14 protein-coding genes and 1 pseudogene are annotated in these 17,663 nt (G+C 65.0%); 6 read left to right on the plus strand and 9 right to left on the minus strand.

Going from position 1 to position 17,663, the window contains the following annotated elements; all coding sequences use genetic code 11:
- The 6 genes and pseudogenes from U5798_RS35720 to U5798_RS35745 form a co-directional block, all read right to left on the minus strand.
- Window positions 1-326 (minus strand): annotated as a pseudogene (locus U5798_RS35720) (hypothetical protein); the annotation flags it as partial.
- A 453-nt stretch (window positions 327-779) separates the two neighbouring features.
- Window positions 780-1,796: a HoxN/HupN/NixA family nickel/cobalt transporter gene (locus U5798_RS35725; protein ID WP_185658264.1), complete on the minus strand. Its 1,017-nt coding sequence runs from the start codon at window positions 1,794-1,796 to the stop codon at window positions 780-782.
- A 165-nt stretch (window positions 1,797-1,961) separates the two neighbouring features.
- Window positions 1,962-4,073, minus strand: coding sequence for an elongation factor G (fusA, locus tag U5798_RS35730; protein WP_124456220.1), 2,112 nt, complete (start codon window positions 4,071-4,073; stop codon window positions 1,962-1,964).
- 216 nt (window positions 4,074-4,289) lie between these two features.
- On the minus strand, window positions 4,290-4,790 hold the full coding sequence (locus tag U5798_RS35735) for a DUF192 domain-containing protein (RefSeq protein ID WP_124456219.1): 501 nt from the start codon (window positions 4,788-4,790) through the stop codon (window positions 4,290-4,292).
- A 160-nt stretch (window positions 4,791-4,950) separates the two neighbouring features.
- Window positions 4,951-5,166 carry a hypothetical protein gene (locus U5798_RS35740; protein WP_011352970.1) on the minus strand — a complete coding sequence of 72 codons (216 nt, stop codon included), beginning with the start codon at window positions 5,164-5,166 and terminating at the stop codon, window positions 4,951-4,953.
- A 281-nt stretch (window positions 5,167-5,447) separates the two neighbouring features.
- Window positions 5,448-6,026 carry a pseudouridine synthase gene (locus U5798_RS35745; RefSeq protein WP_322084764.1) on the minus strand — a complete coding sequence of 193 codons (579 nt, stop codon included), beginning with the start codon at window positions 6,024-6,026 and terminating at the stop codon, window positions 5,448-5,450.
- 276 nt (window positions 6,027-6,302) lie between these two features.
- Between U5798_RS35745 and icd the strand changes: the two genes are divergently transcribed.
- Complete coding sequence (gene icd, locus U5798_RS35750) at window positions 6,303-7,559, plus strand: NADP-dependent isocitrate dehydrogenase (protein ID WP_006478026.1); 1,257 nt, start codon at window positions 6,303-6,305, stop codon at window positions 7,557-7,559.
- A gap of 262 nt (window positions 7,560-7,821) precedes the next feature.
- Window positions 7,822-10,050, plus strand: a complete 2,229-nt coding sequence (locus tag U5798_RS35755; protein ID WP_124456215.1) for an NADP-dependent isocitrate dehydrogenase — start codon at window positions 7,822-7,824, stop codon at window positions 10,048-10,050.
- Window positions 10,051-10,173: 123 nt separating this feature from the next.
- On the opposite strand, the gene U5798_RS35760 is transcribed toward U5798_RS35755, so the two are convergent.
- On the minus strand, window positions 10,174-10,398 hold the full coding sequence (locus U5798_RS35760; protein WP_006478028.1) for a hypothetical protein: 225 nt from the start codon (window positions 10,396-10,398) through the stop codon (window positions 10,174-10,176).
- 621 nt (window positions 10,399-11,019) lie between these two features.
- Between U5798_RS35760 and U5798_RS35765 the strand changes: the two genes are divergently transcribed.
- Window positions 11,020-12,627: a multicopper oxidase family protein gene (locus U5798_RS35765; RefSeq protein WP_322084765.1), complete on the plus strand. Its 1,608-nt coding sequence runs from the start codon at window positions 11,020-11,022 to the stop codon at window positions 12,625-12,627.
- 181 nt (window positions 12,628-12,808) lie between these two features.
- Here U5798_RS35765 and U5798_RS35770 read toward each other — a convergent pair whose 3' ends face one another.
- Entirely contained in the window at window positions 12,809-13,012 is a 204-nt protein-coding gene (locus tag U5798_RS35770; RefSeq protein WP_006478030.1) for a cold-shock protein, read from the minus strand.
- An 89-nt stretch (window positions 13,013-13,101) separates the two neighbouring features.
- Window positions 13,102-13,269, minus strand: coding sequence for a hypothetical protein (locus U5798_RS35775; RefSeq protein WP_176050694.1), 168 nt, complete (start codon window positions 13,267-13,269; stop codon window positions 13,102-13,104).
- A 290-nt stretch (window positions 13,270-13,559) separates the two neighbouring features.
- Here U5798_RS35775 and clpS point away from each other — a divergent pair, with 290 nt between their 5' ends.
- From clpS to U5798_RS35790, 3 genes are all read left to right on the plus strand, one after another.
- On the plus strand, window positions 13,560-13,874 hold the full coding sequence (clpS, locus tag U5798_RS35780; protein WP_006398529.1) for an ATP-dependent Clp protease adapter ClpS: 315 nt from the start codon (window positions 13,560-13,562) through the stop codon (window positions 13,872-13,874).
- Window positions 13,871-16,171 (plus strand): ATP-dependent Clp protease ATP-binding subunit ClpA, encoded by a 2,301-nt coding sequence (gene clpA, locus U5798_RS35785; protein WP_124456213.1) that lies wholly within the window; start codon window positions 13,871-13,873, stop codon window positions 16,169-16,171. The genes clpS and clpA overlap by 4 nt, the downstream gene beginning before the upstream one ends.
- Window positions 16,172-16,276: 105 nt before the next feature.
- Window positions 16,277-17,656 carry an amino acid permease gene (locus U5798_RS35790; RefSeq protein WP_124456212.1) on the plus strand — a complete coding sequence of 460 codons (1,380 nt, stop codon included), beginning with the start codon at window positions 16,277-16,279 and terminating at the stop codon, window positions 17,654-17,656.
- Window positions 17,657-17,663 lie beyond the last annotated feature (7 nt).

Genomic DNA, 17,663 nt, shown 5'->3' on the forward strand with positions numbered 1-17,663 from the left:
CCACCGGAAGTGCCGCCACCGGAAGTGCCGCCACCGGAAGTACCATTACCACCGTTGCCGGACGAGTTCCCTCCGCGACCCGTGCCGCTCGTCCCGCCGGACGTTCCACCTGTCGCTCCACCGGCACCGGCAGGTCCGACGGCACCGTTGCCGTTGTTTCCACTGCTGCCGTTGCCGCTACCACTGCCGTTGGCCGGTCCAGGACTGCTGCCGCCACTGCCGCTCGTGCCGGCACCGTTGCCGCCGATACCATGACCGGCATAGACCTGCACCGCACACCCAGCCGGATTGGCTGCGCACGACGAAGCGTCCGCGACCAGCGTCATGATGGTGTCCGCGCCGGCGTTCGCGCCGGCCACGGAGTCGGGCGTGGTGGTTTGTGCGACCGCATACGAGCAGCAGCACGCAAACGCGGCCGCGGCCAGCAAGGTTGCACGAGGGCGCCGTCCCGCCGGGCGGGACGGTTGTTTCGTCTTATGCATCATGGCCTCCCATGCGCGCGGCGCCTCGTTGCCGCGCGACGATCTACGTGTGGTGCAGGGAGCCAGAAAAGATTCGTTGTCCTATCGGCAGCCGATTGCCTTCGGGCCGGCGCTTGACGCCAGCCGCGAACGCGGATCGGCACGCGGGCCCGCCGTGCGAATCCCTATCTGCGAGATTCGTGCCATCGGCCGCTTGTGCCCGTCACGCAAGGCGCGCGCGGACACGCGACGCACGCATGCAACGTCGTCGGGGGGATTTTGTTTCCGAATTGAAACGTGTGAGCTTTCGCGCGCGGCTCAGCGCGCCGGCGCGTCGGCGGCGCGCTGCCAGCGGTGGAACAGGATCGACGCGATCCAGCACACGAGGAACAGCGCGACGATGCCGTAGCCGATCGAGCCGAAGCGTTCGCCGAGCGCATCGAGCGTGTCGCGCACGGGGCCCGTCAGCGCCAGCTTGTCGGCCAGCAGGCCGGCCGCCTCGATCCCGCCGATCGCCAGTGCAACGGCCGCCGACACGAACGTGATGCTCGCGTTGTAGAGCAGCTTGCGCTGCGGATCGTCCATCGCCCAGCCATAGGCATGAATCATCAGCACGTTGTCGGTCGAGTCGATCAGCGTCATGCCGGCGGTGAACAAGGCGGGAAACAGCATGACCGTGTAGACCGGCAACCCCTGGCTCGCCTGCGCGGCGGCGATCGCGAGCAGGCCGATTTCGGTTGCAGTATCGAAACCTAGCCCGAACAGCACACCGACCGGATACATGTGCCAGCTTTTCGACACGAACCGGAACAGCGGGCGCAGCAGTCGCGACACGAGTCCGGCGGGGCGGTGCACGTGCGCGTCGCCGTGCGTGTGTGCGTGCGCGGGGGCGCGGCGATAACGCCGCCATACGTCGCGCAGGATCATCAGGTTCACGCACGCGAGCACGAGCAGGAAGGTGGCCGACACCGCCGTGCCGATCGTGCCGCCGATCTCGCGGAACGCATCGAACCGGTCGCGCAGCGCGAACGCGGTCAGCGCGATGCCAAGCGTCGCCGCGATCACGATCGTCGAATGGCCGAGCGAGAAGAACAGCCCGACGCTCACCGGGCGCTGGCCGTCCTGCATCAGCTTGCGTGTCGCGACGTCGATCGCGGCGATGTGATCGGCGTCGACGGCATGACGCAACCCGAGCCCGTACGCGATCGCCGCGGTGCCGAGCAGCAGCGGATGGTCGCGCAGCACCGCGAGCGCCCACAGCCACACGGCGACGTTCGCGGCGATCAGGCCGGCGTAGAGCATCAGCAGGCGGCGCAGGGCAGGGGTGGGCGGCATCGGGCGGGTTCCATCTGACGAATCGCTTTCCATTGTGGCATGCGAAAAAAATGCCTGCGAGCCGGTCAAAAGGACGCCATCGCGGCAGCGCGCGCCGGATGAAAAAAAGCCCGTCCGGAACCGGACGGGCTTGCGTGCATGCGACGGGGCGCGAGCGCCCGGCGCTTACTTCGTCTTCGCGCTGATCACGCCTTCCGATACGTTGGCCGGCGTTTCTGCGTACTGCTTGAACTCCATCGTGTAGGTCGCGCGGCCTTGCGTCGCCGAACGCAGCGACGTCGAATAGCCGAACATCTCCGCGAGCGGCACCTCGGCGCGCACGAGCTTGCCGCCGCCGCCGGCGATGTCTTCCATCCCCTGCACGATGCCGCGACGGCTCGACAGGTCGCCCATCACGTTGCCCATGAATTCCTCGGGCGTCTCGACTTCCACGGCCATCATCGGCTCGAGCAGCACGGGCTTCGCGCGGCGCATCGCTTCCTTGAACGCCATCGAGCCGGCCATCCGGAACGCGTTTTCGTTCGAGTCGACGTCGTGGTACGAGCCGAACGTCAGGTGCACCTTCACGTCGACGACCGGGTAGCCCGCGAGCACGCCGCTCTTCAGCGTTTCGGTGATGCCCTTGTCGACGGCCGGGATGAACTCGCGCGGAATCACGCCGCCCTTGATCTCGTCGAGGAACTCGTAGCCCTTGCCCGGGTTCGGCTCGAGCGTGATCACCGCATGGCCGTACTGGCCGCGGCCGCCCGACTGCTTGACGAACTTGCCCTCGACGTCGGATGCCGTCGTGCGCACCGTCTCGCGATACGCGACCTGCGGCTTGCCGACCGTCGCTTCGACGCCGAACTCGCGCTTCATCCGGTCGACCAGGATTTCGAGGTGGAGCTCGCCCATCCCCGAAATGATCGTCTGGCCGGATTCTTCGTCGGTCTGCACGCGGAACGACGGATCTTCCTGCGCCAGGCGGTTCAGCGCGAGGCCCATCTTTTCCTGGTCGGCCTTCGTCTTCGGCTCGACGGCCTGCGAGATCACGGGCTCCGGGAACTCCATCTTCTCGAGGATGATCGGCTTGACCGGATCGCACAGCGTGTCGCCCGTGGTCGCTTCCTTCAGCCCGACGGCAGCCGCAATGTCGCCCGCGCGCACTTCCTTGATTTCCTTGCGCTCGTTCGCGTGCATCTGCAGGATCCGGCCGAGGCGTTCCTTCTTGTCCTTCGTCGCGTTGAGCACCGTATCGCCCGATTCGACGACGCCCGAATACACGCGGAAGAAGATCAGCTGGCCGACGAACGGGTCGGTCATGATCTTGAACGCGAGCGACGAGAACGGCTCGTCATCGCTCGGATGACGTTCCGCCGGCTTTTCCGGATCGGCGAAGTCGTGGCCGAGAATCGCCGGCACGTCGACCGGCGACGGCAGGTAGTCGATCACCGCGTCGAGCATCGCCTGCACGCCCTTGTTCTTGAACGCGCTGCCGCACAGCATCGGCACGATCTCGTTCGCGATCGTGCGCTTGCGCAGCGCGGCCTTGATCTCGTCCTCGGTCAGCGATTCATGGTCGTGCAGGTACTTCTCGAGCAGTTCCTCGCTCGCTTCGGCCGCGGCCTCGACCATCTTCTCGCGCCATTCGTGCGCGAGCTCGACGAGGTTCGCGGGGATGTCCTCGTACGTGAACTTCACGCCCTGGCTTTCGTCGTCCCACACGATCGCCTTCATCTTCACGAGATCGACGACGCCCTGGAAATGATCTTCCGCGCCGATCGGAATCTGGATCGGCACGGCGACGCCCTTCAGGCGCTCGCCGATCTGCTTCTGCACGCGGAAGAAGTCGGCGCCGATGCGGTCCATCTTGTTGACGAACGCGATGCGCGGCACCTTGTACTTGTTCGCCTGGCGCCACACGGTTTCGGACTGCGGCTGCACGCCGCCGACCGAGTCGTAGACCATGCACGCGCCGTCGAGCACGCGCATCGAGCGCTCGACTTCGATCGTGAAGTCGACGTGCCCGGGCGTGTCGATGATGTTGATGCGGTGTTCCGGATAGTTGCCGGCCATGCCCTTCCAGAAGGCCGTGGTCGCCGCCGACGTGATCGTGATGCCGCGTTCCTGCTCCTGCTCCATCCAGTCCATCGTGGCCGCGCCGTCGTGCACTTCACCGATCTTGTGGCTCACGCCGGTGTAAAACAGGATGCGCTCGGTCGTCGTGGTCTTGCCGGCATCGATGTGAGCGCTGATCCCGATATTGCGATAGCGCTCGATGGGGGTTTTGCGGGGCACGTGAACCTCCTTAGGTTCGAATGTAAGCGAGCCGGCGGTGCCGGCCCGGGCTGGACAAGCGAGACTTAAAGCATAGCGCTTGCGCGTGGCTTTTGCAGATGCGGCCGGCGCCGGCGGAATCAAGCGGGGCAGTGCCGCCGGCAGGTGAAAAAAAGCCGGCGCGCAACGGGCGGCCGGCTTCGGTCGATGCGCGGCGCGACGCCGCGGAACAGGCGGTTACTGGGCCTTCGGCAGGCCGTCGAGCTTCATGCCGGGCTTGATGCCCTTCGCCGCGAACCAGCCCTTGCTCATTTCGAGCGCGTAGACGCCGTTGTTGCGCGGGCAGTGGTTGTCGGTCGTCTCGGCCTTCATCTCGTCGATGTCGGTGATCGTGCCGTCCGCGCGGATGAACGCGATCGACAGCGGGATCAGCGTGTTCTTCATCCAGAAGCAGTGCACGGCGTTCTCGTTGAAGACGAACAGCATGCCTTCGTTCGGCGCGAGCTGCGAACGGTACATCAGCCCCTGTTCGCGGTCGGCGTCGTTCGCGGCGACGGCCGCGTCGATCACGTACATGCCGGCGCGCAGCTTCACGCGCGGAAACTCGCTCGGCTGCTTGGCGCCGGGCGGCATCTGCGCGCCGGCGGCCTGCATGCCGAGCGCGAGGACGGCGAGCGCGGCGGGAAACACGGTGGCGCGCGCTAGGCGGCCGAGCGACGAGCGCAGGGAGAATTGCACAGCATGGCTCCTGTCTGGAAAACGAGACCCGCATGGTACGCGATGCGCGCCGGCGGGCACACAAAAGAAAAAGGCAGATCGCCTTGCGGTGATCTGCCTTTCAACGCCGTAAGAACGGCAAGACTGCGTGTTCTTGACTGCGTTATTACAGCCAGCTTACTTAGTTCGAAGCAGCTGCCGGTGCTGCTGCGTCGCTTGCTGCAGCCTTCTTCGATGCCTTGTGGTGCTTCTTGGCAGCGTGGTGCTTCTTGGCAGCGTGCTTAGCCGGTGCCGAAGCAGCTTCTGCTGCTGCCGGAGCAGCTTCCGGAGCCGAAGCTTGTGCGAAAGCAGCCGTTGCGAAGAGGCCAGCGACCAGAGCGGCGATCAGTTTGTTCATGTTGTGTTCCTCAGCTTTAGTTAATTAACCAAATGACCCGGCAATAGGAGTCATGTCGTCTAACGGTGCCATCCACCTTTCGGTTGACAGACGCTTCGAGAAATTTCTCATTGCGCTGCGGGCGCCGAATCGTATTCGAGAAAAACGTCGCTTTCGTGACGCAAACACGGGTTCGGCTGCCAATGCCGGATAGCTAAGGTTGGCATCTGCGTGGTTTAACGCGCGATCTTCGCAGCCGGTTGACGAAAAAGACGACGAAAAATTCGCGTTTCCCGGATTCGTTATCCGGCGGCCGCGAAACCGTCCCATGGCGCGCGCGGCGGCAGTGCGATTGTTTCGCCCGGTGCAATGTCGAGCGCAAATATATCCAGTGCGCCGATGCCGACGCGCACCAGGCGCAACGTCGGGAAGCCGACGGCTGCCGTCATCCGGCGCACCTGCCGGTTCTTGCCTTCGGTGATCGCGAGTTCGATCCAGGTGGTCGGGATCGCGGCGCGGTAGCGGATCGGCGGATTGCGCGCCCACAGCGTGTCGGGCGGCTCGATGAATTCGGCGCGGCACGGGCGCGTCACGTAGTCGCCGAGATCGACGCCGCGCGCGAGCGCCTTCAGGTCGGCCGGGCCGGGCGCGCCCTCGACCTGCGCCCAGTAGCGCTTCACGAGCTTGTGGCGCGGCTCCGCGATGCGCGCCTGCAGCGCGCCGTCGTCGGTGAGCAGCAGCAAGCCTTCGCTGTCCGCGTCCAGCCGGCCGGCCGCATAGACGCCGGGCGTTTTTACCCAGTCGCCGAGCGACGGGCGCGTCTCGTGCGCGGAAAACTGGCAAATCGTGCCGAACGGCTTGTTGAGGGCGATCAGGTTCATGGCAGGGCGCCCGCCCGGCCTGCCGCGGGAGGCGGGGCGGGCGGTCTATGGCAAATGGCGGAATCTTAATGCATAATACGGAACGGCAAGTCCTCTGTCTTATATAAGACATAAGTGAGGCCTTGATACGCAGTGCCGCGGTTCATGCCGAAGTGCCCGGTTGGGGCGCTAGAATAGCGGCTCGCTGTTGCCGTCACGGGGTGGCCATGCCGCGCCCCCGCCGCGCGCGCAGCTTCGACCAGCATCACCTGCTCAGCCACGTCACTGGAGTCGATCATGCCGTATCAGCACATCAAGGTTCCGGAAGGCGGTGACAAGATCACCGTCAACAAGGACTTCTCGCTCAACGTTTCCGATCAGCCGATCATTCCCTATATCGAAGGCGACGGTACGGGCTTCGATATCACGCCGGTCATGATCAAGGTCGTCGATGCGGCGGTCGCGCATGCCTACAAGGGCAAGCGCAAGATCCACTGGATGGAGATCTTCGCGGGCGAGAAGGCGACGAAGGTGTACGGTCCGGACGTGTGGCTCCCGGACGAAACGCTGCAGGTGCTGAAGGAATACGTGGTGTCGATCAAGGGGCCGCTCACGACCCCGGTCGGCGGCGGCATCCGTTCGCTGAACGTCGCGCTGCGCCAGGAGCTCGACTTGTACGTGTGCCTGCGCCCGGTCCAGTATTTCAAGGGCGTGCCGTCGCCGGTGCGCGAGCCGCAGAAGATCGACATGGTGATCTTCCGCGAGAACTCGGAAGACATCTACGCGGGCATCGAATGGGCCGCGGGTTCCGAGCAGGCGAAGAAGGTCATCAAGTTCCTGCAGGACGAGATGGGCGTGAAGAAGATCCGCTTCCCGGAAACCTCGGGGATCGGCGTCAAGCCCGTGTCGACCGAAGGCACCGAGCGTCTCGTGCGCAAGGCGATCCAGTATGCGATCGACAACGATCGCAAGTCGGTCACGCTGGTGCACAAGGGCAACATCATGAAGTTCACGGAAGGCCTGTTCCGTGACGCCGGCTACGCGCTCGCGCAGAAGGAATTCGGCGGCGAGCTGATCGACGGCGGCCCGTGGATGCGCGTGAAGAACCCGAAGACGGGCAACGAGATCGTGATCAAGGATTCGATCGCCGATGCGTTCCTGCAGCAGATCCTGCTGCGCCCGGCCGAATACGACGTGATCGCGACGCTGAACCTGAACGGCGACTACATCTCCGACGCACTGGCCGCGCAGGTCGGCGGCATCGGGATCGCGCCGGGCGCGAACCTGTCGGATTCGGTCGCGATGTTCGAGGCGACGCACGGCACGGCGCCGAAGTACGCGGGCAAGGATTACGTGAACCCCGGTTCCGAGATCCTGTCGGCGGAAATGATGCTGCGCCATCTCGGCTGGACGGAAGCGGCCGACACGATCATCGCCGCAATGGAGAAGTCGATCCTGCAGAAGCGCGTCACGTACGACTTCGCGCGCCTGATGGAAGGCGCGACGCAGGTGTCGTGCTCCGGCTTCGGCGAAGTGCTGATCGAGAACATGTAAGACCCCTTCCGGGGTGGGCCGGCAGGTTGCCGGCCGCCCCGGCGCTGACTGCCGGCGCCGGGGCGTTTCGTGGATGGCAGGTTTGTTGGCAGGGCGGTCCGGCATGCGGCCCGGAGGCCCTGCAAGGTAGAACATGACGGCCCTCGCAACACCACCGCCCGGCTGAGCCGGCGCGCCCCTTTCGCGACCGACCCGGTCGCTCCCCGCCGGTTACCGCCGGCGCTCCTCAGTTCAACAATCACGTAGCAATGCTTTGACCACCATGTCCACTTCGCCCAAGATCATCTACACCCTCACCGACGAAGCGCCCGCGCTCGCGACCTATTCGCTGCTGCCGATCGTCAAGGCCTTCACGCGTTCGTCCGGCGTCGCCGTCGAAACGCGCGACATCTCGCTCGCCGGCCGCATCATCGCGGCATTCGCAGACATCCTGCCGCCGGAGCAGAAGGGTTCCGACGATCTGGCCGAACTGGGCCAGCTCACGCTGAAGCCGGAAGCGAACATCATCAAGCTGCCGAACATCAGCGCATCGGTGCCGCAGCTGAAGGCCGCGATCGCCGAACTGCAGGCGCAGGGCTACAAGCTGCCGGCGTATCCGGAAGATCCGTCGACGGACGAAGAGAAGTCGGTCAAGGCGCGCTACGACAAGATCAAGGGCAGCGCGGTGAACCCGGTGCTGCGCGAAGGCAACTCCGACCGCCGCGCGCCGTTGTCGGTCAAGAACTACGCACGCAAGCATCCGCACAAGATGGGCGCGTGGAAGGCCACGTCGAAGGCGCACGTCGCACACATGACCGAAGGCGACTTCTACGGCAGCGAGAAGTCGGCGCTGATCGCCGATGCCGGCAGCGTGAAGATCGAACTCACGACGACCGACGGCGCGAAGAAGGTGCTGAAGGAAAAGACGGCCGTGAAGGCTGGTGAAGTCATCGACGCATCGGTGATGAGCCGCAATGCGCTGCGCAGCTTCATCGAAGCGCAGATCGCCGACGCCAAGGCGCAGGACGTGCTGTTCTCGGTGCACCTGAAGGCGACCATGATGAAGGTCTCGGACCCGATCCTGTTCGGTCACTTCGTGTCGGTCTTCTACCGCGACGCGCTCGCGAAGCACGCGGACGTGCTGGCGCAGGTCGGCTTCAACCCGAACAACGGCATCGGCGACCTGTACGCGCGCCTGAAGGACCTGCCGGCCGACACGCGCGAAGCGATCGAAGCCGACGTCAAGGCCGAATACGCGGTGCGTCCGCGCCTCGCGATGGTCAACTCCGACAAGGGCATCACGAACCTGCACGTGCCGAGCGACGTGATCGTCGACGCGTCGATGCCGGCGATGATCCGCGATTCGGGCGGCATGTGGGGCCCGGACGGCGCGCTGTACGACGCGAAGGCCGTGATTCCGGACCGCTGCTACGCAGGCGTCTACCAGGCCGTGATCGAGGACTGCAAGCAGCACGGCGCATTCGATCCGGTCACGATGGGCAGCGTGCCGAACGTCGGCCTGATGGCGCAGGCGGCCGAGGAATACGGTTCGCACGACAAGACGTTCCAGATCCCGGCGGACGGCGTCGTGCGCGTCACCGACGAAGCCGGCAACGTGCTGCTCGAGCATGCAGTGGAAGCCGGCGACATCTGGCGCATGTGCCAGACGAAGGACGCACCGGTGCAGGACTGGGTCAAGCTCGCGGTCAATCGCGCCCGCGCGACCGGCGCACCGGCCGTGTTCTGGCTCGATCCGGCGCGTGCGCACGATGCGCAGATCATCGCGAAGGTCGAACGCTACCTGAAGGACCACGACACGAACGGCCTCGACATCCGCATCATGACGCCGGTCGAGGCGACGCGTTTCTCGCTCGAGCGCATCCGTGCGGGCAAGGACACGATCTCGGTCACCGGCAACGTGTTGCGCGACTACCTGACCGACCTGTTCCCGATCATGGAACTCGGTACCAGCGCGAAGATGCTGTCGATCGTGCCGCTGATGGCCGGCGGCGGGATGTTCGAAACGGGCGCGGGCGGCTCGGCGCCGAAGCACGTGCAGCAGTTCGTCGAGGAAGGCTTCCTGCGCTGGGATTCGCTCGGCGAATTCCTCGCACTGGCCGCGTCGCTCGAACACCTCGGCAACGCGTACCAGAACCCGAAGGCGGTCGTGCTCGCGAAAACGCTCGACCAGGCGACCGGCAAGTTCCTGGACGAGAACAAGTCGCCGGCGCGCAAGGTCGGCGGCCTCGACAACCGCGGCAGCCACTTCTACCTGTGCCTGTACTGGGCGCAGGCGCTGGCCGAGCAGACCGAGGACGCCGCGCTGAAGGCGCAGTTCGAAGGTGTGGCGAAGGCGCTGTCCGACAGCGAAGCGCGCATCCTGGAAGAGCTGGCGGCCGCGCAAGGCAAGGCGCAGGCGATCGGCGGCTACTACCGTCCGAACGTCGACCTGACGAGCCAGGCGATGCGCCCGAGCGCGACGCTGAACGCCATCGTCGACGCAGTCGCCTGACGCGGGCCGCGCAATCGCGCGCGCCAACGCGTGTGTCGACGCGGCGCGGCTGGCCGCTCGCCGTCCGACACTCAATGAAAACGCCCCGGTCGCCCGGGGCGTTTTTCGTTGCAGGCTTGCCATTCAGACGTGAACGATTTCCCATTCGGCGATTTCGTCCGGCACTTCGAGCGTGGCCGTGTCCAGTTCGGAAGGCTGCGCGCAGTCGCCGCGCGAGATGCGGTCGGCCGCGACTTCCGGGCACGAGAACGCGCCGAGCGAAGCGTTGCCGAACGTCGCTTCCCAGCCGCCGTTTGCCGGCAGGATGTAGAACGACCCGAGCGCTGAACCAAAGCGAAATCCCTTCATTTCCGTTCTCCCTTTCTGATCACAAGCGATTCTGGTGTGCCGCCTGCCGGCTTGGCCGGCTGTGGCCCGACTGGCTGCTTGCGCCGGGTTCCGTATCGAACGTCGTGGCGAAGCGTCAGTGCATGGAACAAAGTCTACGTCCGCGACCCGGTCGGATGGTGCATGTAGAACGGCTTCTCGAAACAAAAATTCTCGTTTAAAAACAAGATGATATTTCATTCGTTTTGTATTGCGGAACGTTTTTTGGTATCGCGAAACGCGAAATTTGTGCCCTGCACCACGAATTTTTACAACGCAGGGACTTGTTCCACATCGTGAAAAACTAGCGGTTTTACGGCGGGATGGCGCGACGCGTGCCGCGGGGCGCCGAACGGCACGCGCAAAACGGGCGGCTGGATGCGGCGGCGGGCCGGTCCGGGGCGGGGCGCGATGGCCGACGAAGGGCGGTGCCAAGCCGCGCTGCGGCGTATCGCCGCCAGACCGGTGGCGGCGTTCTTCGATAGAGGCCAGCGGTTATGATGACGCGGGCATTGGGTTTCGCGTCGCGCACCGGCGGTTCGGCCGGCCGGCGCACGCGTCGCGGCTGTCGCGCGACGCTGCATGGATAACGAGGATCGATTGATGATACGGAGAACCTTCCTGTCGCGCGCCATCGGGGTCGCGGCCGCGTCGCTGTTCGCGCGCACCGCGTGGGCGCAGCATGCCGGTCATACTGGCATGGCCGGCATGGATTCGATGGACGACATGCCCGGCATGTCGGGCATGTCGGGCATGTCGGGGCACGCGCAGCACGGCAAGCCTGCGCCGGCCGCGCTCGCGGCCGCCGACGCGCTGCCGGCCGGCGCGCCGCTCGCGACGTTGCGCACGCTCGCGAACGAAAGCCGCGAGCCCGGTACGTTCCGGGCCACGCTGGTCGCGCAGCCTGTCGCGCGCCCGATGCTGCGCGGCGCGCGGCCGACCCCGTTCTGGCAGTTCGGCGCGGGCACGCAAGGCCCCGTCGTCGGCCCGCTGATCGACGTGCGCGAAGGCGACACGGTCGAGATCAAGTTCGTGAACAAGCTGCCGCAGCCGTCGACGATCCACTGGCACGGCCTGCCCGTGCCGCCCGACCAGGACGGCAATCCGTCCGATCCCGTCGCGCCGGGCGCGGCGCGCGTGTACCGCTTCACGCTGCCGAAGGGCAGCGCCGGCACCTACTGGTACCACCCGCACCCGCACATGATGACGGCCGAACAGGTGTTTCGCGGGCTGGCTGGCCCGTTCATCGTGCGGGCCGCGGACGATCCGCTGGCCGGCTGGCCCGAGCGCAACCTGTTCGTGTCGGACCTGAAGCTTGCGCGCGACGGCACGATTGCGCCGAACGACATGATGGACTGGATGAACGGCCGCGAAGGCCAGTTCGTGCTGGTCAACGGCGCGCGCCGGCCGCGCATCGACGTCGCGGGCGACGAGCGCTGGCGCGTGTGGAACGCGTGCAGCGCACGCTACCTGCGCGTCGCGTTCGACGACGGCCGTGCGTTCGAGCACGCGGGTACCGACGGCGGGCTGTTCGATGCGCCGCGCCGCGTGACGTCGCTGCTGATCGCGCCGGGCGAGCGCGCCGAACTGCTGGTGCGCGCCGGCGACCGCGCGTCGCGCGCGGTGCTGCAGGCGGCCGAGTACGACCGCCGCAAGATGGCGATGTCGCACGACGACGGCCACGGCAGCCTGCCGCCCGATCCGGAGCTGGCGCTGGCCGATGTCGCATTCGCGCCCGCCGCCGCGCGCGCGTTGCCCGCCACGCTGCGCGCGGTGCCGCCGCTCGGCGAACCGGTTGCGCACAAGACGGTCGCGTTCGGCGAGGAAATGGACATGGACGCGATGATGAACGGCGCGGCGCGGGGCCGTCCGGCCGGCATGCGTTTCACGATCAACGGCGAAACCTACGCCGCGCACCGTGCCACGCTGACGAGCCGCCGTGGCGACATCGAGCGCTGGGAGATTCGCAACACCACCGACATGGATCACCCGTTCCACCTGCACGGCACGCAGTTCCAGGTGATCGAGCGCGCGTCGGGCAGCGCGCGCTCGACCGAACCGTTCCGCGCATGGCGCGATACCGTGAACGTGCGCAGCGGCGAAACCGTGTCGATTCTCGTCACGCAAGACATGCCCGGAGAGCGCATGTTTCATTGCCACATTCTCGAACACGAGGACCTCGGCATGATGGGCACGCTGAAGGTCGTGTAACGAGGTAGTGAATGTGTTTCACGCGCAGGGCCGATATCCGATCTGCATGTGTGACAAGACAATGTATGTTCAATTATCGGGATTGAACGAAAAGGCGGGCCAATCGATTATCGATTGGCCCGCCTCAAAAAAAGAAACCCGGCGCAATGCGCCGGGTTTCTTCGTCCGATATCCGATGCCTTTATGCGGCCTGGATGTTCGACGCTTGCTTGCCCTTCGGTCCTTGAACGACGTCAAAGCTCACCTTCTGGCCTTCCTTCAGCGTCTTGAAGCCATTCATGGTGATAGCCGAGAAGTGCGCAAACAGATCCTCACCGCCCTCGTCGGGAGTGATGAAACCGAAGCCCTTCGCGTCGTTGAACCACTTAACGATACCAGTTGCCATTTTCCTACTTCCCCTGTCACACAGTCGCTGCTACTTACCACGAGCACGCTCGAAAAGCTAAACGACTGGAAAATGCAGTCGTTCCCCCCTCACAAGCTCACCTCGGCCTCTTTCATTTCGCCAACCGGCAAATTGAAAAAAGTGCCAGCTTGATTGTTGGCGCTCTTTATTGGAGTGTCAAGTGGAATTTTTAGACGTTTAGAGGGTCGTTGTAAAGAACCCATTTTCAGGGTTTTTCCGGCTTTGCTTTGCAGCATGCCGCCAAGCGCGGGGTCTTGAAAAGCCCCATAATCGGCTCATATACCAGGCTCGAGTGACACGCGTTCGAGTCGTCCCGGCTTGTGGGATACTGGATGCGGACACGACGGTCCGGTGCAGTTGCCCCCAGACGGTTCGTGTTCCGCGCCACGCGTGAAAGCCGGCACCGCAGCCGGCTTTCGTATGGCACGAAGACGAAGGCGTGTTCCGGGATACCGGGGAGGGCGCCGGCCGGTCGGTCGGGTTATGGCAGGATTGCGGGCCTGTCCGAGTTGTTTAGAATGGGTGTATGGCGATTATCCCGGACAAGCAGGACAGTACCGTCCTGGAACGCAAGCAGCAGAAGCTCAAGCCGCCTTCGATGTACAAGGTGGTGCTGCTGAACGACGACTTCACGCCGATGGAATTCGTCGTGATGGTGGTCCAGGAGTATTTCAAGAAGGATCGCGAGACGGCCACGCAGATCATGCTGAAGGTCCATCGTGAAGGACGAGGGGTATGTGGGGTCTATACGCGGGACATCGCGTCGACCAAGGTTGAGCAAGTCGTTACCCATGCGCGGCAGGCAGGGCATCCGCTGCAGTGCGTGATGGAGGAAGCATGATTGCCCAGGAATTGGAAGTCAGCCTGCACATGGCGTTCATGGAAGCACGCCAGGCGCGCCATGAGTTCATTACGGTCGAGCACCTGCTGCTGGCCCTGCTGGATAATCCGACGGCAGCCGAGGTGTTGCGCGCGTGTGCGGCCAACATCGAGGACTTGCGTCAGAACCTGCGCAATTTCATCCACGACAACACACCTACCGTCCCGGGCACCGACGATGTCGATACCCAGCCGACGCTCGGTTTCCAGCGCGTGATCCAGCGCGCGATCATGCACGTCCAGTCGACGTCGAACGGCAAGAAGGAAGTCACCGGCGCGAACGTGCTGGTCGCGATCTTCGGCGAGAAGGATTCGCACGCCGTGTACTACCTGCAGCAGCAGGGCGTCACGCGCCTCGACGTGGTGAACTTCATTTCGCACGGCATCGCGAAGACGAACAACGGCGAAGCCGCTAAGTCGACCGACGCGAATGCGGAAAGCGAAGACGCGAATGCGCAGAAGGAAACGCCGCTCGCGCAGTTCACGCAGAACCTGAACCAGATGGCGAAGGACGGCCGCATCGATCCGCTGATCGGGCGCGAGCCCGAGGTCGAGCGCGTGGTGCAGGTGCTGTGCCGTCGCCGCAAGAACAACCCGCTGCTCGTCGGCGAGGCCGGCGTGGGCAAGACCGCGATCGCGGAAGGGCTCGCGTATCGCATCACGCGCGGCGAAGTGCCGGACATCCTCGCGAACGCGCAGGTCTATTCGCTCGACATGGGCGCGCTGCTCGCGGGCACCAAGTATCGCGGCGATTTCGAGCAGCGGCTGAAGACGGTGCTGAAGGAACTGAAGGAGCGCCCGCACGCGATCCTGTTCATCGACGAGATCCATACGCTGATCGGCGCGGGCGCCGCGTCGGGCGGCACGCTCGATGCGTCGAACCTGCTGAAGCCGGCGCTGTCGTCGGGCACGCTCAAGTGCATTGGAGCTACGACGTTCACCGAGTATCGCGGCATCTTCGAGAAGGACGCCGCGCTGTCGCGGCGCTTCCAGAAGGTCGACGTGACGGAGCCGAGCGTCGAGCAGACGGTCGCGATCCTGCGCGGGCTGAAGTCGCGCTTCGAGGAACATCACGGCGTCAAGTATTCGTCGGGTGCGCTGTCGGCCGCGGCCGAACTGTCGGCGCGCTTCATCACCGACCGCCACCTGCCGGACAAGGCGATCGACGTGATCGACGAAGCGGGCGCCGCGCAGCGCATCCTGCCGAAGTCGAAGCAGAAGAAGACGATCGGCAAGAGCGAAATCGAGGAAATCATCTCGAAGATTGCACGTGTGCCGGCGCAAAGCGTGTCGCAGGACGATCGCAGCAAGCTGCAGACGCTCGATCGCGACCTGAAGAGCGTCGTGTTCGGCCAGGATCCGGCGATCGACGCACTCGCGGCCTCGATCAAGATGGCGCGCGCGGGCCTCGGCAAGATGGACAAGCCGATCGGCGCGTTCCTGTTCTCCGGCCCGACGGGCGTCGGCAAGACCGAAGTGGCGCGCCAGCTCGCGTTCACGCTCGGCATCGAACTGATCCGCTTCGACATGTCGGAATACATGGAGCGTCATGCGGTGAGCCGCCTGATCGGCGCGCCGCCGGGCTACGTCGGGTTCGACCAGGGCGGCCTGCTGACCGAAGCCGTCACGAAGAAGCCGCATTGCGTGCTGCTGCTCGACGAAATCGAGAAGGCGCATCCGGACATCTTCAACGTGCTGCTGCAGGTGATGGACCACGGCACGCTGACGGACAACAACGGCCGCAAGGCGGATTTCCGCAACGTCATCATCATCATGACGACGAACGCGGGCGCCGAGTCGATGCAGAAGGCGACGATCGGCTTCACGACGCGTCGCGAGACGGGCGACGAGATGACCGACATCAAGCGCCTGTTCACGCCGGAGTTCCGCAACCGCCTGGATTCGATCATCAGCTTCCGCTCGCTCGATGAGGAAATCATCATGCGCGTGGTCGACAAGTTCCTGATCCAGCTCGAGGAACAGCTGCACGAGAAGAAGGTCGACGCGCTCTTCACCGACGCGTTGCGCAAGCATCTCGCGAAGCACGGCTTCGACCCGCTGATGGGCGCGCGGCCGATGCAGCGACTGATCCAGGACACGATCCGGCGCGCGCTGGCCGACGAACTGCTGTTCGGCAAGCTCGTCAACGGCGGTCACGTGACGGTCGACGTCGACGAAAACGACAAGGTGCAGTTGTCGTTCGACAAGCTGGCGAATCCGCCGCACAAGCCGAACGAAGAGACGGTCGAAGTCGAGTAAGCGATAATTCGTTGTTCATGCGAACGGCGCGGGAAGTTTTCCGCGCCGTTTCGTTTTATCCGGCGCCGGGGCGGCGCGATAGTGGTGCAGGGGAGTGGTAACGCAGTGACACAACAACAACGGTCGTTCGACGCTATCGTCGCGCGCGAACAAGGGTTGCGCCACGCGCTGACGTCGGGGCAGATGGCGATGATCGCGATCGGCGGCGCGATCGGCACGGGGTTGTTCCTCGGCAGCGGGTTCGCGATCGGGCTGGCCGGCCCGAGCGTGCTCGTTTCGTATGCGATCGGCGCGCTGATCGCGCTGCTGCTGATGGGCGCGCTCGCGGAAATGACCGTCGCGCATCCGACGGCCGGCTCGTTCGGCGCGTATGCCGAGCACTACGTCGGCCCGCTCGCGGGTTTTCTCGTGCGTTATGCGTACTGGTTCGCGGTCGTGTTCGCGATCGGTACCGAAATCAGCGCGATCGCCGTGTTCATGAAGTACTGGTTCCCGGCCGTACCCGGCTGGTACTGGGTGATCGGTTTCTCCGCGCTGCTGATCGCAGTGAACCTCGCGAGCGTCACGCTGTACGGCACGGTCGAATATGCGTTCTCGCTGCTGAAGATCGCGGCGATCGTCGTGTTCATCGTGCTCGGCGCGTATCTGGTCTGGTCCGCGCCGGCCGCATCGGGCATCGGCTTCGCGAACTACACCGTGCACGGCGGCTTCATGCCGAAGGGGCCGTGGGGTACGTGGGTCGCGGTGATCGTCGCGATCTTCAGCTACATGAGCATCGAAGCCGTCGCGATCGCGGCCGGCGAGGCGCGCGATCCGCAGCACGCGGTCACGCGCGCGTTCCGCTCGACCGTGTTCCGGCTCGTGCTGTTCTACCTGCTGACGCTCGCGCTGATGCTCGCGATCGTGCCCTGGACGGCGGCCGGCACCGACGAAAGCCCGTTTGTGAAGGTGATGGCCGCGACGCACGTGCCGTACGCGGCCGGCGTGATCAACTTCGTGCTGCTGATCGCGGCGCTGTCGGCGATGAACAGCCAGCTCTACGTGACGACGCGGATGATGTTCAGCCTGTCGCGCGCGCGGCTCGCGCCCGCGGTATTCGGCCGGCTCGGCACGAACGGCGTGCCGCGTGCGGCGCTGTGGATCTCGACCAGCGGCGTCGCGGTCGCGGCGGTGCTGGTCGCGCTGGCGCCCGACACCGCCTTCACCGTGATGATGGCGATCGCGATGTTCGGCGCGCTGTTCACGTGGCTGATGATCTTCGTCACGCACCTGCGCTTTCGGTCGCAGTATCGCGGTCCCGCGCTCCCGTTCCGGATGTGGGGCCACCCGTTCGGCAGCCTGCTCGGTGCCGGGCTCGTCGCCGCGATCCTGTTCACGACCGCGTTCACGCGCGAATTCCGGATGACGATGGTGGTCGGTGTCGTGTTCGTCGTACTGCTGACGCTCGCCTACGCGCTGCATTACCGGCACGAACACGCACGCTGACCGCGGC

It is taken from the genome of Burkholderia sp. BCC1972, from assembly GCF_905339605.1.
Classification (GTDB): Bacteria; Pseudomonadota; Gammaproteobacteria; order Burkholderiales; family Burkholderiaceae; genus Burkholderia.

Bases quoted from the DNA above. Each gene is read 5' to 3' on its own strand.
- U5798_RS35765 (WP_322084765.1), top strand. From the start codon at position 11,020: ATGATACGGAGAACCTTCCTGTCGCGCGCCATCGGGGTCGCGGCCGCG.
- U5798_RS35745 (WP_322084764.1), bottom strand. From the start codon at position 6,026: ATGAACCTGATCGCCCTCAACAAGCCGTTCGGCACGATTTGCCAGTTT.
- U5798_RS35760 (WP_006478028.1), bottom strand. From the start codon at position 10,398: ATGAAGGGATTTCGCTTTGGTTCAGCGCTCGGGTCGTTCTACATCCTG.
- U5798_RS35770 (WP_006478030.1), bottom strand. From the start codon at position 13,012: ATGGCAACTGGTATCGTTAAGTGGTTCAACGACGCGAAGGGCTTCGGT.
- clpA (WP_124456213.1), top strand. From the start codon at position 13,871: ATGATTGCCCAGGAATTGGAAGTCAGCCTGCACATGGCGTTCATGGAA.
- U5798_RS35725 (WP_185658264.1), bottom strand. From the start codon at position 1,796: ATGCCGCCCACCCCTGCCCTGCGCCGCCTGCTGATGCTCTACGCCGGC.
- clpS (WP_006398529.1), top strand. From the start codon at position 13,560: ATGGCGATTATCCCGGACAAGCAGGACAGTACCGTCCTGGAACGCAAG.
- U5798_RS35775 (WP_176050694.1), bottom strand. From the start codon at position 13,269: ATGCTGCAAAGCAAAGCCGGAAAAACCCTGAAAATGGGTTCTTTACAA.
- U5798_RS35740 (WP_011352970.1), bottom strand. From the start codon at position 5,166: ATGAACAAACTGATCGCCGCTCTGGTCGCTGGCCTCTTCGCAACGGCT.
- U5798_RS35755 (WP_124456215.1), top strand. From the start codon at position 7,822: ATGTCCACTTCGCCCAAGATCATCTACACCCTCACCGACGAAGCGCCC.
- icd (WP_006478026.1), top strand. From the start codon at position 6,303: ATGCCGTATCAGCACATCAAGGTTCCGGAAGGCGGTGACAAGATCACC.